The 14,995-nt window shown below is 63.4% G+C and carries 15 protein-coding genes and 3 pseudogenes; 7 read left to right on the top strand and 11 right to left on the bottom strand.

Features of this window, described 5'->3' with window-relative positions; genetic code table 11:
* Nucleotides 1–125 precede the first annotated feature (125 nt).
* Nucleotides 126–1,148, bottom strand: coding sequence for a transporter (locus A9971_RS21870; protein WP_011062801.1), 1,023 nt, complete (start codon nucleotides 1,146–1,148; stop codon nucleotides 126–128).
* 228 nt (nucleotides 1,149–1,376) lie between these two features.
* On the opposite strand from A9971_RS21870, the pseudogene A9971_RS33270 reads away from it, so the two are divergent.
* The 3 genes and pseudogenes from A9971_RS33270 to A9971_RS21860 all read left to right on the top strand — a co-directional run.
* Nucleotides 1,377–2,114: pseudogene (locus A9971_RS33270) on the top strand (methyl-accepting chemotaxis protein); the annotation flags it as partial.
* Nucleotides 2,115–2,168: 54 nt separating this feature from the next.
* Nucleotides 2,169–3,047, top strand: coding sequence for a methyl-accepting chemotaxis protein (locus tag A9971_RS33265; RefSeq protein WP_370059444.1), 879 nt, complete (start codon nucleotides 2,169–2,171; stop codon nucleotides 3,045–3,047).
* Between the two features lie 110 nt (nucleotides 3,048–3,157).
* Nucleotides 3,158–3,601 carry a hypothetical protein gene (locus A9971_RS21860; protein ID WP_019093598.1) on the top strand — a complete coding sequence of 148 codons (444 nt, stop codon included), beginning with the start codon at nucleotides 3,158–3,160 and terminating at the stop codon, nucleotides 3,599–3,601.
* Nucleotides 3,602–3,670: 69 nt separating this feature from the next.
* Here A9971_RS21860 and A9971_RS21855 read toward each other — a convergent pair whose 3' ends face one another.
* The gene (locus A9971_RS21855; protein WP_011062798.1) at nucleotides 3,671–3,988 is read right to left on the bottom strand and encodes a PepSY domain-containing protein; all 318 of its coding nucleotides are present in this window, start codon (nucleotides 3,986–3,988) and stop codon (nucleotides 3,671–3,673) included.
* 155 nt (nucleotides 3,989–4,143) lie between these two features.
* Between A9971_RS21855 and A9971_RS21850 the strand changes: the two genes are divergently transcribed.
* Nucleotides 4,144–5,055 (top strand): sterol desaturase family protein, encoded by a 912-nt coding sequence (locus A9971_RS21850; RefSeq protein WP_053153355.1) that lies wholly within the window; start codon nucleotides 4,144–4,146, stop codon nucleotides 5,053–5,055.
* Here A9971_RS21850 and A9971_RS21845 read toward each other — a convergent pair.
* The gene (locus A9971_RS21845; protein ID WP_053159828.1) at nucleotides 5,033–5,713 is read right to left on the bottom strand and encodes an AraC family transcriptional regulator; all 681 of its coding nucleotides are present in this window, start codon (nucleotides 5,711–5,713) and stop codon (nucleotides 5,033–5,035) included. The genes A9971_RS21850 and A9971_RS21845 overlap by 23 nt on opposite strands.
* A complete protein-coding gene (locus tag A9971_RS21840; RefSeq protein ID WP_182999992.1) occupies nucleotides 5,714–6,841 on the bottom strand; it encodes a glycerophosphodiester phosphodiesterase in 1,128 nt (375 codons plus the stop codon). It lies immediately after the preceding gene.
* 247 nt (nucleotides 6,842–7,088) lie between these two features.
* Between A9971_RS21840 and A9971_RS21835 the strand changes: the two genes are divergently transcribed.
* On the top strand, nucleotides 7,089–7,424 hold the full coding sequence (locus A9971_RS21835; protein WP_011062794.1) for a DUF2025 family protein: 336 nt from the start codon (nucleotides 7,089–7,091) through the stop codon (nucleotides 7,422–7,424).
* Nucleotides 7,425–7,479: 55 nt separating this feature from the next.
* Here A9971_RS21835 and A9971_RS21830 read toward each other — a convergent pair whose 3' ends face one another.
* Entirely contained in the window at nucleotides 7,480–7,803 is a 324-nt protein-coding gene (locus tag A9971_RS21830) for an antibiotic biosynthesis monooxygenase (protein ID WP_011062793.1), read from the bottom strand.
* The gene (locus tag A9971_RS21825; protein WP_072442747.1) at nucleotides 7,800–8,519 is read right to left on the bottom strand and encodes a CTP synthase; all 720 of its coding nucleotides are present in this window, start codon (nucleotides 8,517–8,519) and stop codon (nucleotides 7,800–7,802) included. The genes A9971_RS21830 and A9971_RS21825 overlap by 4 nt, the downstream gene beginning before the upstream one ends.
* 88 nt (nucleotides 8,520–8,607) lie before the next feature.
* Between A9971_RS21825 and A9971_RS21820 the strand changes: the two genes are divergently transcribed.
* Complete coding sequence (locus A9971_RS21820) at nucleotides 8,608–9,486, top strand: LysR family transcriptional regulator (RefSeq protein WP_011062791.1); 879 nt, start codon at nucleotides 8,608–8,610, stop codon at nucleotides 9,484–9,486.
* Between the two features lie 5 nt (nucleotides 9,487–9,491).
* On the opposite strand, the gene A9971_RS21815 is transcribed toward A9971_RS21820, so the two are convergent.
* The 5 genes and pseudogenes from A9971_RS21815 to A9971_RS21800 all read right to left on the bottom strand — a co-directional run bounded on the left by A9971_RS21815 (nucleotide 9,492) and on the right by A9971_RS21800 (nucleotide 13,660).
* On the bottom strand, nucleotides 9,492–10,031 hold the full coding sequence (locus A9971_RS21815; protein ID WP_182999991.1) for a DUF1003 domain-containing protein: 540 nt from the start codon (nucleotides 10,029–10,031) through the stop codon (nucleotides 9,492–9,494).
* Nucleotides 10,032–10,120: 89 nt separating this feature from the next.
* Nucleotides 10,121–10,561: pseudogene (locus A9971_RS33260) on the bottom strand (methyl-accepting chemotaxis protein); the annotation flags it as partial.
* A 105-nt stretch (nucleotides 10,562–10,666) separates the two neighbouring features.
* Nucleotides 10,667–11,440, bottom strand: a pseudogene (locus tag A9971_RS33255) (PAS domain-containing protein); the annotation flags it as partial.
* 357 nt (nucleotides 11,441–11,797) lie between these two features.
* A complete protein-coding gene (locus A9971_RS21805; RefSeq protein ID WP_011062788.1) occupies nucleotides 11,798–12,868 on the bottom strand; it encodes a diguanylate cyclase in 1,071 nt (356 codons plus the stop codon).
* Between the two features lie 183 nt (nucleotides 12,869–13,051).
* A complete protein-coding gene (locus tag A9971_RS21800) occupies nucleotides 13,052–13,660 on the bottom strand; it encodes a TetR/AcrR family transcriptional regulator (RefSeq protein WP_011062787.1) in 609 nt (202 codons plus the stop codon).
* A gap of 203 nt (nucleotides 13,661–13,863) precedes the next feature.
* On the opposite strand from A9971_RS21800, the gene A9971_RS21795 reads away from it, so the two are divergent.
* Nucleotides 13,864–14,922 carry an MBL fold metallo-hydrolase gene (locus A9971_RS21795; RefSeq protein ID WP_182999990.1) on the top strand — a complete coding sequence of 353 codons (1,059 nt, stop codon included), beginning with the start codon at nucleotides 13,864–13,866 and terminating at the stop codon, nucleotides 14,920–14,922.
* Nucleotides 14,923–14,995 lie beyond the last annotated feature (73 nt).

Here is a 14,995-nt window from a genome sequence, read left to right as displayed (position 1 = left end):
CACGCACGACCATCCCTCCATCCCGCTCATCCCGTAGGAGCCGGCTTGCCGGCGAAGAGGCCCTCAAGCCAAGCACCTGCCTTGGCGGACGCCTTCGCCGGCAAGCCGGCTCCTACAAGGTGGAGTCAGTAGTCCTGGCGTTTGCGAAAGGCCCAGCGCCCGGCGATCACGGTGAAAGTGGCCACCAGCGCTACCAGGATCCAGAAGCCCTCCGGGTCGCCGGAGAACGGAATGCCACCGACGTTCATGCCAAAGAAACCGGCGATGATGTTGATCGGCAACGCCAGCACCGTGACCACCGTCAGGGTGAACAGGGTGCGGTTGGTCTGTTCGTTGAGATTGGCGGCGATCTCTTCCTGCAGCAGCTTGATCCGCTCCCCCAGGGCGGTGAGGTCGTTGATGATCAAGGCGAACTCTTCGGTGGACTTGCGCAGCTCCTTGACGTCTTCCTTTTGCAACCATTGCGGCGGGCGGTTGAGCAGGCGCAGCAGCGAGCCCGGCTCCAGGGCCAGCAGCCGTTGCAGGCGCACCAGCACCCGGCGCATGGCCCCCAGTTCGGCACGGTTGGTGGAGACCCGGGCTGCCAGCAACTGGTCCTCGATCTGATCCACGCTGAGGCTGGTCCGGCGCACGATCTGGGTCAGCACTTCGCCCTGGTCCCTTAGCAGGTGCACCAGCAGTTCCAGGGGCGAGCGAAAGCGTTCTCCGGCCTTGACCGAGGAGCGCAGCTTGTCCACCGAGTGCAGCGGCTGCAGGCGGGCGCTGACGATCAGGCGGCTGCGGGCGCAGACCCAGAGGGTGGAGATGTCCGAGGAAACCATGCTGCCGAAGTTGAACACCACGTCGTTGACCACCGCCAGCAGGGCCGAATCCACCTGTTCGATGCGGGTCGAGCGCGAGCCTTCGTGCAGGGCCTCGAAGAATTCGTCGGGCAATTGCAGGTGGGACTTCATCCAGCGCTCGCACGCGGCGTGAGCCAGGTTCAGGTGCAGCCAGAGGAACTCCTCGCTGTCCTCGGGGTGTTGCAGGGCTTGCAGGGCCTTGGCCGAGTCCAGTTCGCGGCCCCGTTCGCCGGGGCGAAAGCTGAAACCGTAGAGCAGGCCGAACAGATCGGAATCACGGTGACTCTGGTCGATGCTGTGGTTCATGGAGTCTCGCAGGAGGGACAGTGCCTGGCGCGGGTTTCTCAGGTTCACTTGAGCCCCATCATGGCAAGGCTTTTTGACATTTTTGTGACGTTTTGAAGTGCATGATGGAGCCCGTCATACCGATGGTCGGCGGCACTCAAGATTGTCTTGCGCAGGCCGATCACACTCCTACGCTGCACTCATTCGACCCCTCTCGAATGCGCCTTACAGGGATGTTCGGCACTACGCATGCCTTCATCGGGCCTGCTCTATCCCTGCCATGAGATCTCCTCGATGTTTTTGCAAAAATCCCTGAGAGCGCAAATCCTTGCCCTGCTGAGCGGTAGCCTGCTGGCGATGTTGTTGATCGCCCTGGCGAGTTTTCATTTGCTGTCCGGTGGCGTGCAGAGCTACCGCGAGCTGATTGAAGGTCCGCTGCGCAGTTCGCAGTTGATCGACGAGGCCAACCTGCAGTTCAAGAGCCAGGTGCAGGAGTGGAAGAACGTATTGTTGCGGGGCAAGCAGCCCCAGGAGTTGAACAAGTACTGGCAGCAGTTCGAAGACCGCCAGCGCGATGTGCAGAACATCCTCGGCCAGTTGGTGCAGACCCCCGGGCTGGACGCCTCCCTCAAGAGCCGGGTGCAGCGCCTGGCGGATGAGCACCGGCAGTTGGGTTCGGCCTACCAGAAGGGCCGCGATGCCTATGTGGCCGGCGGTGCCGATCCGAGTGCCGGCGATGCCGCGGTCAAGGGCGTGGACCGGGCCACCAGCGAGCAGATGAGCGAACTGGTGACCGAGCTGCGCCAGCACGGCGACCGGCAGTCCGCCGAGATCAGTGCAGCGGCCGACCGCACGGTGTGGCTGGGTATTCTGGTGATGCTGGCTTCCGGTTTGCTGATCGGCCTGCTCAGCCTGTGGCTGGTCAATCGCAGCCTGGTGCAGCCGATCCGTCAGTTGATCGACTATGTCGCCCAGCTCAGCCGCGGCCAACTGGCCCAGCGGGTGGCCAGCGAGCGTCAGGATGAACTGGGCAAGCTGGCGATGGCCGCCAACACCCTGCGGGATTTCCTGGCCCAGACCTTCGCCAGCTTGCAGCGCAGTGCCTCGGACCTGGACAGTTCCAGCGGCGAGCTCAACTCCATCGCCACCCTGATGTCCCAGGGCACCAACGAGCAGTTCAACCGCACGGACCAGGTGGCCACGGCGATGAACGAGATGTCCGCCACCGCCCAGGAAGTGGCGCGCCACGCCGCCGACGCCGCTCGTGCCGCAGACGATGCCGACCAGTCGGCGCAGCAGGGCGAACAGGTGATGCAGCAGACCATCCACAGCATCACCCAGATGCGTGGCGAGATTGCCAACACCGCCACCGTGATCCGCCGGCTGGAGGCCGACAGCGGGCGCATCGGCAAGGTCCTGGAAGTGATCCAGGGCATTGCCGAACAGACCAACCTGCTGGCCCTCAACGCGGCCATCGAAGCGGCCCGGGCCGGTGAGGCCGGGCGCGGTTTTGCCGTGGTCGCCGATGAAGTGCGCAGCCTGGCGCAGCGCACCGCGGCCTCGATCACCGAGATCAACCAGATCATCCAGAGCGTGCAGACCGGGGCCGTGGATGCGGCCCAGGCCATCGAGAGCGGCCAGTCCCGCAGCGAGCAGAGCGTGCAGCAGGTGACCGAGGCCGGGGCCATGCTCGAGCGCATCACCGAAGCGGTGGAAGCGATTCGCGACATGAACCGGCAGATCGCGACCGCCGCCGAGGAGCAGACGTCGGTGGCCGAGGACATTTCCCGCAACCTCACCGAGATCACGTCCATCGCCAGTACCAATCTGGACAACGTGCAGCGCACCGAGGCGGCGAGCCGCAATTTGCACGGCCTGTCGGGGCAGTTGAGCGAGGTCACGGCGCGCTTGAGCGCCTGAGGTCGGCCGGGGTGTATCGGCCTGCTTACCAGGCCGATACACGATCACTCTCAAGTGGCCGGGGCGGGTGTCGATGACCGGGTATCTTCACACCCGACAGGACTCACACCATGGTCAGCATCACTTCCATCGCGATCAACCAGACCCAGGTCAGCCCGAGCAAGACCCGCATCGCCGGCAGTTCGGACAGCGACACTTCAGCGACCTCCACCGCCAGTACCACTGCTGCCAGCGACGCGACCAAGGCGCCGGCCACGGGTGCTGGCGCGGCCGGCGGCAGTTCCAGCAGCGATGATTCCAGCAGCGACTCGGTCAAGCAGTTGCGCAAGCAGATCGCTGAACTGCAAAAGCAATTGCAGGAGCAACAGCAGCAGTTGCAGGCTGCGCAGAGCCAGCAGGAAAGTGCCGATGCCAAGGCCGCGCAAGTAGCGGCAGCCCAGGCTCAGGTGGCCAGCACCAGCGCTTCGTTGCAGACCGCCACCGCGGCCTTGTTCCAGGCCCTGCAGCAATCCCAGAGCAGTACTTCAGGCTCCCTGGTCAGCACCAGTGCCTGACTGATCCGCACGCCCCAACGCACAAGGCCGCGCTCCCGAAGCGGGGCGCGGCCTTGTAGGGGCGGGGGGTTACTTGTCTTGCTTGTTGCTCAGGACCTTGCCAGTCTTGGCATCCAGGTCCACGTCCCACTCGATGCCTTTGCTGTCGCGCAGTTCCACCTGGTAGACGTAGGCGCCAGTGGCGGTCTGCTCGAGCTCGGTGTCGGTGATGCTGGCGGCGGTGGTGCCCGGGTGCTGGGCGAGGGCGGCCTGGTTGAGTTTTTCCAGGTCCATGATGGCGCCGGACTTGAGCAGGCCGGGGATCAGGTCCGGGCGCACATCGGCCTGGGCCAGGCCAGCGGTCAGGGTCAGGGCGGCGGCTGCGAACAGGGCGGAGAACTTGGTCATGGGTTGATTCCTTGGGGTGATGGGTTTCGATGGGCACAGGTTAGCCAACGCAACTTAATTCACCCTTAATTCAGGTCACTCTTTGCGTCGTTTGTTCAAGCCGCGCCCCGGCATCGGGTCGCAAGCTGCGGTTTTCCCTACAGGAGCTGCAGCGAATGAAACGAATGCTTGCATGGTTGTACGCACCCTTGGTGTTTGCCGGGTTCATCGGCGCCGGGGTGTGGTGGATGAGTGCTGGGCCGGCGTCTGCCAGCGGGTTGTTGGGGGTGTTCGGGGCTGCGCTGGGGGTGTCGTTCCTGGCGGAATGGTGCTTGCCCTATGAGCCTGGCTGGAACCGTTCCCAAGGCGACCGGCTGCGCGACAGCCTGCATGCCCTGGTCAATGAAAGCCTCAATGCGCTGGGGCTGCTGGCGTTGCCCGGGCTGGTGGCGCTGCTGGCCCATGATGGGCTCTGGCCCCAGGGCTGGCCGCTCTGGGGGCAGTTGCTGCTGGCCATCGTGATCGCTGATTGCGGCATTACCCTGGCCCACTACGCCAGTCACCGCCTGGCCTGGCTCTGGCGTTTGCATGCGGTGCATCACAGTGTGCAGCGCATGTACGGTTTCAATGGCTTGCTCAAGCATCCCCTGCACCAGTTGATCGAAGCTTCGGCCGGGCTGCTGCCGCTGGTGTTGCTGGGCATCCCGCTGACGGTGGCGCAGTTGCTGGCCCTGGCCATTGCCGTCCAGCTGCTGTTGCAGCATTCCAATGTCGACATGCGCCTGGGGCCTTTGCGCTGGATCTTCGCCTGGGCGCCGGTGCATCGCTTTCACCACATGAAGTACGGACGCGCCGGGGATGTGAACTTCGGGCTGTTCTTCAATCTCTGGGACTGGCTGCTGGGCACCGCGTTTTATCGCGATGACTATTGCATGCGCCAGGGCGACCTGGGGATTGGCAGCCGTGCCGACTACCCGGTGGATTACTGGCCGCAGTTGCTGGAGCCGTTCAAGGCACAGCGCTATGGGGCAGAACCCGTGGTGCCCGAGCAGTTGCGCCGGCGCGTCAGACCAGCAAGCGAGGCTTGAGGTGCTTGAGGGCCTGGCTGGCGGTGACGCCGAACAGGCTCTTCAGGGTGCGGGAGAAGTGCGCGCTGTCGGCGAACCCGGCGCCGTGTGCCGCGCCAGTGTGAGTCTGGCCCTCCAGCACCAGGGCCATGGCCAGGCGCAGGCGGCGCCAGAGCACCAGGCGCCTTACCGGCAGGCCGACGTCACGGGCGAACAGACGCTCCAGCTGGCTCAGGGATACATGGGCCCGGGCCGCCAGTTGCGCGGCGGCGACCTTGCCCTCCAGGGTGGCATCCACGGCGTGCAGTGCCCGCGCTACACGTGGATCGGCAACGGGCTGGCGTGGGCAACGGCGCAGCGCCGCTTCCAGGCCGGGCAGTGAGGGTTCGGCGCCACTGACGCATGCTTGCAGGTCTTCGACGGCGATCAGCAGCGGCTCGGCGTACACCGTGAAGGCCTGCTCGGGAGCCTGAACGATGGCGTGGCGCTGCAAGGCCGGGATCAACAGGGAATGAGCACTCTGCAGCCCGCCCGCGAGCGCCACCGTGACCGGTTGCCCGGGGGCGATGATCAGCTGATGGGCATAGTGGGCATGGGGCTCGGTTGGCCCCATCGCCCCGTGGATCAGGCCGAAATCCCGGCCCAGCCAGAGCTCGCCGTGCCAGTGCGAAACCGCCATTCAGTAACCGCTGGCGTCCAGCAATTGCGCCACGCTGGCACTGGCCGGCCGCTTGAAGTACTTGAGCAGTTCGGCACTGCGGTTGGTGAAGATGCCATCGACCCCGGCATCCATGACCTTCTTGAAGTCCACCGGCTCGTCGATGGTGTAGACGTGCACCAGCAGGCCCCGGTCGTGGGTGTACTGGTTCATCCAGGGTTGCACCAGGTCCGAGTAGCTCTGCTCGCCACCGCCGGTCAGGGCCGCGGAAGGGCCGGTGCCGATGGCACCCTGGGCCTTGGCGAAATCCACCCAGCGTTTGAACTCGGCCTGGTCCTTGGGCTGCTGCCGGGCATAGAACGCGGCCTTGTCGGTTTCGCCGCTGCTGGCGAAGCTCTGGCCGGACGCGGGTTCGATACTGCCGGGCGCGACCCACAGCAACAGTACTTTCGGCACGTTGGGCATTGCCTGGTGCAGCAGTTCCAGGCTGTGCTTGTCGAAGGTCTGCAGCACCACCTTGCCCTTGCCCTGGCCCACCGCCAGTTCGCTTTTCGCCAGCTTGGAACCGGCCGGGCTCAGCCAGCCACGGTCCTGGAGTTTTTCCTTGAGGTCGTGCTCGATACCGGGGAACAGCTGGGGTTCCTTGGTCTCGATATACAGCCCGGGCTTGTGCTGCGCATTGCCCTGGGCGATGTCGATGATTTCATCCAGGGTGAGGATCTTCAGCCCGGCAAAGCCCGGCCGCGCCCGCTCCGGGTGGGCCTGGTTGAACCAGCTGCCGGCGTCGAGGGTTTTCAGTTCCGCCATGGTGAAGGCGTTGGCCGGGCTGTCCTTGCGTTCGGGGAATTTCTGCGCCACGTCGGTGGTGCGTTGCAGGTTGTTGTCGTGCAGGGCGAAGAGCACGCCATCCTTGCTGCGTTGCAGGTCCATTTCCAGGTAGTCGGCGCCCAGTTCCCGGGCCAGCGTGTAGGAAGCCGCGGTGGATTCGGGGGCATCGAAAGAGGCGCCGCGGTGGGCGATCACCGCTGGCTGTGGAATCCCCTGGCGAGCGGCCAGGGCGTCCGGGTCAGGCTGTTCAGAGGCCTGGGCCAGTCCGCAAGCGAGCATCAGGCCCAGCATCAGGGCACAAGGGGTGAAGGTCGCGGGCATGCTCGAAATCCTTTCGTGGGGGCGTGTGCAAGGGGATATCTTTTAACAACTCGATGACGCTTGTGCTATCTCCAGAGCGACATAAATCCCTCTCATTTGCATTTTTCAGCGCTTTTTTCCGGCGCTTTGCAGTACTCTTGGGCGCTGCAGTTTCCCCATCAGAGGGAGGCCCTGAAAACTCCGCTGTACCTTGCCTCGCGTGTAGACCATTGATCACCTGTCCTGCGGGACTCTAGTGAGGTTTACCATGAGCATCACCTCCGAACTCATCTGTCAGGCTGCCGACCAGCTCAAGGGCTTTGTCGGCTTCAATCGCAAGACCGGTCGCTATATCGTGCGCTTCAGCGAAGACTCCTTTGGCATGGACGTGGCCGACGACGCCATCGTGCCGGCCCACGAGTTTGTCTGGGCGCCGGTGTCGGACCAGGCCATGAGCCTCAAGCGCGAGCAGATCCAGCTGCTGCTGGATCAGAACATCGACGACCGGATCAATATCAGCGAGCCGCTGCGGGTATACATGCGCCGCAGCGACTTGCCGGAAATCCAGGCGGTGCGCAGCCTGCTGTCGACCACGCAGGGCTGATGCGTGCCCCCGAGCCGTCACCCGGGCGGCTCGGGAATCCGTGCCTGAAGCGGGCTCAGCCTGGAAAACCGTAAGCCCGTTGGACCTTGCTCACCCGGGTGCTGAACTGGCGATACCACTGTGCCCGACCACGCTCGCGGATCGCGCTGTGTTCGGGGTGCTGCTTCCAGGCCAGGATCGCCGCTTCGCTGCTCCAGTACGACACGGTGATGCCGAAGCCGTCCTCACCTCGTGCCGATTCGACCCCGAGAAACCCCGGCTGCTGGCGCGCCAGTTCGAGCATGCGTTCGGCTGCCTGTTCATAGGCGGGGTCGGCCTCACCGCGCTGGGAACTGAAAATCACGGCGTAGTAGGGCGGTGCGGGAGTTCGGTCAGTCATGCTTGGCACTCCCGGCAGGCCGTGAGCAAGGCCCTGACCAGAGGCGGTGTGCGGTCTTGGAGGGCCGCGCGCTCGGGTTGGAACAGGGTGGCGACGAAGAACGGATGCTCGTCCAGTTCCAGGCTGCGCAAGTCGCCGGCACTGTCATGTCCAGTGGGGAGCAAGGTGCCGCTGAGCAGGGCGCCAGCGAAGTCCGGATTGACGCCATAGCGGCAGCGATAACCTTCCTCGATGCAGGTTGTGCCGTAGGCCCTGGCGATGCGGCTGTTGGCGCGCAACTGAATCGAGTCCCGGGCTTCCACCAGGGCGCAACTCAAGGGAGTGAGCAGCACGCGCTCGGCGTCGGGCGCGGTTTCGCCGTGTTCAGCATCGGCCCAGCCCAGCACATTGCGGGCGTATTCCAGGACCGCGTGCTGAAAGCCGCCACAGGTACCGAGAAATGGCCGCTGCTGTTCACGCGCCACGCGGATCGCCAGCAGGGCACCCTCGATGTTGCGGTAGGGGCTGCCGGGGACACACCAGATACCGTGGAAGCCCTCCAGGTCTTTCTCCTGGTGCAGATCGGCGGTTGCCAGCCACTGGTATTCCATTGGGCCGGCACCCTCCTGCGCTGCCCGCTCCAGGGCCAGGGGGATGGCCTGGTGTGCGGTGATCTGTGGGTCGTAATCCCCCACCAGGGCGATACGAATGGTCGGTGCTGGTACCTGTGGATGCATGGAACTCTCCGGTTGTGACCCTGACTTGTTGATGGCCTGGGCCCACTATAAATTGGCGCCTACGCAATCAATATTGGCGTTTACCCAAATGATCATTGCACCAGCGCACTATCAGTTGGACTACCCCGATCTCTCATTGATCCTGGCCCTGGTTCGCGGCGGCTCCCTGGCGCGTGCTGCGGCCCTGCTCAAGGTCGACGTCTCGACGGTGTTTCGCGCCGTGCGCCGGCTGGAGGCCGGGCTGGGCCAGCAGTTGTTCGACAAGAGCCGCGCCGGCTACTTGCCCACCAGCCTGGCCCAGGCCCTGGCGCAGCAGGCAGAACATGCTGAACAGGCCCTGGAAGCGGCGCGTATCGGCGTGGCCCGGGGCGGCGAAGTGGTCAGCGGCACGGTACGCCTGACTTGTACCGATTCGGTGTTGCAAGGCCTGTTGCTGCCGGCCCTGGCGCAGTTCATGGCGAACTACCCGGCACTGGTCATCGAGCTGTGCACGTCCAATGATTTCGCCAATCTCAACCGGCGTGATGCGGATATTGCCGTGCGCCTGACCGCCAGGCCTCCAGAGCACCTGGTGGGGCGCTGCCTGGGGGCGGTGTCCTACAGGGTATGCGCCAGCCCGGCCTATCGGCAACGGGTCGACTGCACTGATCTGTCGCGGCTGGCCTGGATCGCCCCGGACGATTTCCTGCCCGATCACCCCACCGTGGTCTGGCGTCGCCAGCAATGGCCCGGCGTACAGCCCAGTTACCGCTGCAACAGCATGCTTTCGGTTACCGAGCTGGTGCGCGCAGGCCTGGGCGTGGCCGCGCTGCCGGATTTCCTGGTGGGCAGCGCCGGGCTGGAGGCGTTGAGTGAACCCCTGGGCCAGGAAACCGCCCTGTGGCTGCTGACCCGCCCGGACTGTCGGGCCTTGCGTTCGGTGGTGACACTGTTCGACGAGTTGGCGCGGCACCTGCGCTGGCCCTGAGGCCTTCAGGCCTTGGGTTGATCCTTGCGCACGAAATGCTCATGCATCTCACTGGTGAGATTCTCGATGCGCTCGGTCAGTTGCTTGGTCATTTCGGTCAGGCGGGTGTTCTGTTCCAGCAGCTCCATCAGTTGCGTGGTGGTCTGTGCGGCCTGGGCCTGGCGCTCGCTGTTGGCAACGGCCAGGGCTTCGCGGTGCTGCGCATCGGCATCCGCCTGGGCCTTGTCCCGCGCGGCCTGGCGGGTCTGTGCGAGGAGAATCAGCGGGGCGGCATAGGCCGATTGCAGGCTGAAGGCCAGGTTCAGCAGGATGAAGGGATAGACGTCGAAATGGGTGACGCCGGTCAGGTTTAGGGCCACCCAGACCAGCACCACCAGGGTTTGTGCGCCGAGGAAGGTCGGGGTGCCGAAGAACCGGGCGAAGGCTTCTGCCTTCAGGGCGAAGTTATCGGTGCCGAAGGTCGGCGCCAGGTGGGCATGGGCGCGATGAAAGCGCAGGTGGTCGATGACCAGAGTGGGTTTCTTCGGGGTGTCGCTGGAACTCATGATGGCCTCCGCCAGGCACTGGGACGTCAGGCCACTATAGCCTCCCGGGCCAGGCCCGACGTCGCTCTCGACGCCGGGAAAGCCTGCCCTCAGGGGGCGCCGCGTTCGTTGGCGAACATGCTCACGGCCTCTACCGCCTCGCTGGCACCGTCGCGAATCTGCAGGATCACCGTGCCCGCCTGATCCGCCAGTTGCACGCCCTTGGCCGCCCGCTCCCGGGTACCGTCCATGCTCTTGATGGCTTGCTGCGTTTCGTTCTGGATCATGTCGATCATGCTGGAGATTTCCGCCGTCGAGCCGCTGGTGCGCGCCGCCAATTGCCGGACTTCATCGGCCACCACGGCAAAACCACGGCCCTGGTCCCCGGCCCTGGCCGCTTCGATGGCGGCGTTCAGAGCCAGCAGGTTGGTCTGGTCGGCAATGGCGCGGATGGTGTTGACGATGGCGGTGATCTGCTCGGAGCGTTCGCCCAGGCGCGCGATCAGCGATGAAGATCCCTCGATGTTCTCGGCGATCTGGCGCATTTCGCTGGCGGCTTGCTGGATCACTCCGGTGCCTTGTTCGGCGACTTTTCGGGTCTGCACCGAGATGTGATAAGCCTGGCTCGCGCTCTGGGCATCCTGTTCGTGTTTTTCCACCTGCTGGGTGACGTCGGCGGCGTACTTGACCACTTTGCACAGGCGCCCGCTGGCGTCGTAGACCGGGTTGTAGTTGGCTTCCAGCCACAGCGTACGTCCGTGCCTGTCGATCCGCTCGAACTGACCGTTGAAGAACTCACCCCGGTTCAGGCGGTTCCAGAAGTCCTGGTAGGCGCTGCTGTTGATCAGCTCGGGTTTGCAGAACATGCGGTGATGCTTGCCCTTGATCTCGGCCAGGCTGTAGCCCATGCGGCTGAGGAAATTGCTGTTGGCACCGATGATGCTGCCGTCGAGGTTGAACTCGATCACCGCCATGGCCCGGTCGATGGCGTCCAGCTTGTTTCGCGCCTCCACCTCTTCCTGCACTCGGGCGGTGACATCCAGGGCGTACTTGACCACTTTGTACACTGCACCGGATGCGTCGCGGATGGGGTTGTAGCTGGCTTCCAGCCACAGGCTCTGGCCGTTGCTGGCCACCCGTTCGAAGGTTCCGGATTCGAACTGGCCGCTTCTGAGGCGGTTCCACAATTGCTGGTAGTCGCTGCTGCGAACGTACTCCGGGGTGCAGAAGAGGCGGTGCGGCTGGCCTGTCACCTGGTCTTCGCGATAGCCCAGGGTCTGGAGAAAGTTGGCGTTGGCTCGCAGGACGTTGCCCTGCAGGTCGAATTCGATCACCGCCATGGAGCGATCGATGGCTTCCAGCAGTCGGGATTGTTCGGCAATGGTTTGCTGCAGGGAATCGATGGTCTTGTTGTGGCGGTTGAATAGCATGGTAGCTGGTGCTCTGTGGGAGAAACGTCGCGTCGATCCCTATTGAGTTCGCCGGTATGCCGAATGCTCCCCAGCGTTCGGCATTATCTGCTCAATGCCAGCGTTCCATGACTGACAGATAAATTCGCAGCGATGACGCGGGCGACGTTGCTGGCGTGCATCGTTGGCCGCATCAAGAGGAGACGTAGTGGCTGCGAATCGATTTAGTTGGATTGATGGGCTACGGCATTTGTCCCCGAATCGAGGTCCTGTGCGGTAGCGAAGTGGCGGCATTATGATGGCAATTGCCGGGATAAATCCAAATAAAGTTGTACAAAAATGTTTTTTACTTCTTTTTTGTATAAGTTTTTTGGGTTTTTATGCCATTTGTGTTTGCCGGGAATGAGCCTCGTCGTCATTGCTGGCAATTCGATTGCGGCCACTGTTTTTCGCCAGGTACAGGGCCTTGTCGGCGGCGTTGAGCCAACTTGAAGGGTCCTGGAATTCGCGGTCGAAGGCGGCCAGGCCGATGCTCAGGCTGACTTTCAGTTCAGCCACTTGCGGATGCCGGTACTGGCTGAAGACCTGGCGCAGGCGTTCCATGACCTCCAGTGCCTGCTGGCGGTCCATGCGCGGCAGGATCACGCAGAACTCGTCACCGCCGTAGCGGCCGGCGAGGTCGTCGTGACGCAGGTTGCGCCGCAGTTCGTTGCTCAGATGGCGCAGCACCGTATCGCCGATGATGTGTCCGTAGGTGTCGTTGATCGCCTTGAAGTGGTCGATGTCGATCAGGGCGATGCTGGCATCGATCTGTTGCTGCTGGCATTTGTGGAACTTGATATGCAGCAGGTCTTTCCAGGAGCCGTGATTGAGCAGACCGGTGAGGCTGTCGGTGCGGCTCAGGGCGCTCAGGGCGCGTTTGTGCTCGGACAGCTTGATCGCCAGCCGGTAGCAGACCATGCCCACGGCCAGCGGATAGAGCGTGAGCATCGGCAGGCAGGCATAGATCTGCAGCGGGCTGATCCGGGTATTGAAGCTGGCGCCGAACAGCGACCAGGACAACAGGACCCCGATGCCCTGGGCCAGAGCGCCACGGATGAACAGACGCACCCCCCCGGCGGCCACATTGTTCATGGCCATCATCGACAGGATGGTGACGGCGGGCAGGGGATTGAACTGCATGGTGGCAGCCCAGAAACCGCCCAGCATCGAGTCGTACAGCAGGTTGCGACGTTCTGCCTGGTAGGGAAAGGCAGAACGGGTGGAGAGTTGATAGGCCAGGTGAGGCCAGAGCAGGCCGTGGAACAGGAGCAGGGCCCAGATCCAACCGGGCAGTGCAAGGGGGTAGAGGGTGGCGAATACACTGATACCGCCGATACCCAGGCCGATGATCCTTGGCCGATAGATGCGCCGGGCAAATGACAGCCCCTTGCCGCGTTGGTTTTCCATAAATTCCTGCACCAGGTTCTGTACTGAAACACCTTGTGGTGTTTTTTCGGCTTAGCCGTTTATCGGATCAGTCTGGTGAATATTGTCATTTATTCCAGTGAGAATAATCAGTGTCCTTCCAAGCCATTTCACAGTGGTGGCGACCGCCGGCTGCGGTTCGGTGAGCATAAGTGCCCCGGGAGCTCAGGCCTGGTAGTGGCCCAGGAACATGTCCAGCGCCGACTCGACGACCTGATTTTGCATGCCTGTTGCCAGTGGCGCCTGGCCCATGGTGATCTGCGGCCAGAAGGCGAAGCTCTTGAGCAGGCCGTGCATCTGGGTCGCGGCGAATTCCGGATCTACCGGCTTGAGGCGACCGTCGGCCAGGGCGCCGCGAATCCACAGGGTCAGGCCTTCTTCCCGTTCGCCAAGCCGCGCCACCATGTTCTGCGCCCGTTCCGGCGAGTGAATGGCTGCGGCGATGGCCACCCGGGCCAGATCGAGAAAGTTGTCGTCCGCCAGCAGTTGCAGCTTGGCCCGCACGACCTTTTCCAACTGCTCGCGCAGGGGCAGGTCGCTGCGGTAGATGATTTCCGATTGCGCGCTGATGCTGGCCCAGAGCTGGTGCAGGATCTCGGCGAACAGTTCCTCCTTGCTGGGGAAGTGGTTGTACACCGTGCGCTTGGACACCCCAGCCGTAGCGGCAATCTTGTCCATGCTGGTGATCTCGAAACCGCTGGTGCGAAATTCACTGATCGCCGCCTGGACGATGGCACTGCGTTTGAGGTCGGTGAGGCGCTTCGGGGCTGTCATAAGTTGGGTTCGGTCAGGGTGGTCGGTAAAAACACTCGGCAGTCTACTTCGTCTGTTTCCTGTTGCAATGTAGAAACTACACTGTGTAGTGTAGTTCGTCTTTAAAACGATGATTGGCGGCTGATGCTTGCGTGCCTTGGCCAGTAGATCGTCCCGCAATACCACGTCGCAACCTTGCTGCGTTCCATGGAGTCATTTCAATCATGGCCACTGTCTCGTCAAGCATCACCCGTGCTCCCCGCGAGGAAACCTCGCGCCAGGAGCAGGGGGCTTTTCGCAACCTTGCGCCGGTGCGTCGTGCCGGCTTTGGCAAGACCCTGCAGATCTTCTGGAACATGTTGTTCCACAAGCCGCGCAATACCCGCCCGGCCGGAGCCATTCCGGTGCAGCCGCTGACCCGCGAGCAGTTGCTGGCGGCGCCCGATCACAGCGTCTACCGCCTGGGGCATTCCACCGTGCTGCTGAAGATGCGCGGCAAGTTCTGGATCACCGATCCGGTGTTTGCCGAGCGCGCGTCACCCGTGCAATGGGCCGGGCCGAAGCGCTTTCACCAGCCGCCGATCAGCCTGGAGCAATTGCCCGATATCGAGGCGGTGATCCTGTCTCATGATCATTACGATCACCTTGATCACAAGACCGTGCTGGTCCTGGCGGACAAGACTCGGCATTTCCTCACCCCGCTGGGGGTGGGCGATACCTTGATCAAGTGGGGCGTGCCGGCGGCCAAGGTCCGGCAACTGGACTGGTGGCAGGGCTGTGAGGTCGCTGGCGTCCGTTTCGTTGCCACCCCATCGCAGCACTTTTCCGGGCGTGGTCTGTTCGATGGCAACCGGACCTTGTGGGCCTCCTGGGTGATGATCGATGGCCCCACGCGGATCTTCTTCAGCGGCGATACCGGTTATTTCGACGGTTTCAAGCGTATCGGCCAGCAGTACGGCCCATTCGACCTGACACTGATGGAAACCGGGGCCTACAACGTCGAATGGCCCCATGTGCACATGCAGCCCGAGCAGACTCTGCAGGCCCACATCGACCTGCAAGGTCGTTGGCTGCTACCGATCCACAACGGCACCTTCGACCTGGCGATGCACGCCTGGCACGAACCCTTCGACCGCATCCTGGCCCTGGCCTGGGAGCGCAGTACCAACATCACCACGCCGCAAATGGGCGAAGCCTTCAACCTGGCGCAGCCGCAGCGGGGAGCCGCCTGGTGGCTGGAGGTGGAAGGTGCACTGGAGCAGGCGGGCGTCGAATCCGCCTGACCCAGGCCTTCTTCGCCCGGGCGGCGGGTTATGAGGATGGTGACCATGGCATCCGCCGTTTGCGGCGCCATGA

This window comes from Pseudomonas sp. UME65, from assembly GCF_014170225.1.
In the GTDB taxonomy this organism is placed as follows: Bacteria; Pseudomonadota; Gammaproteobacteria; order Pseudomonadales; family Pseudomonadaceae; genus Aquipseudomonas; species Aquipseudomonas protegens.
This window is presented reverse-complemented; position numbering and strand designations above follow the sequence as displayed.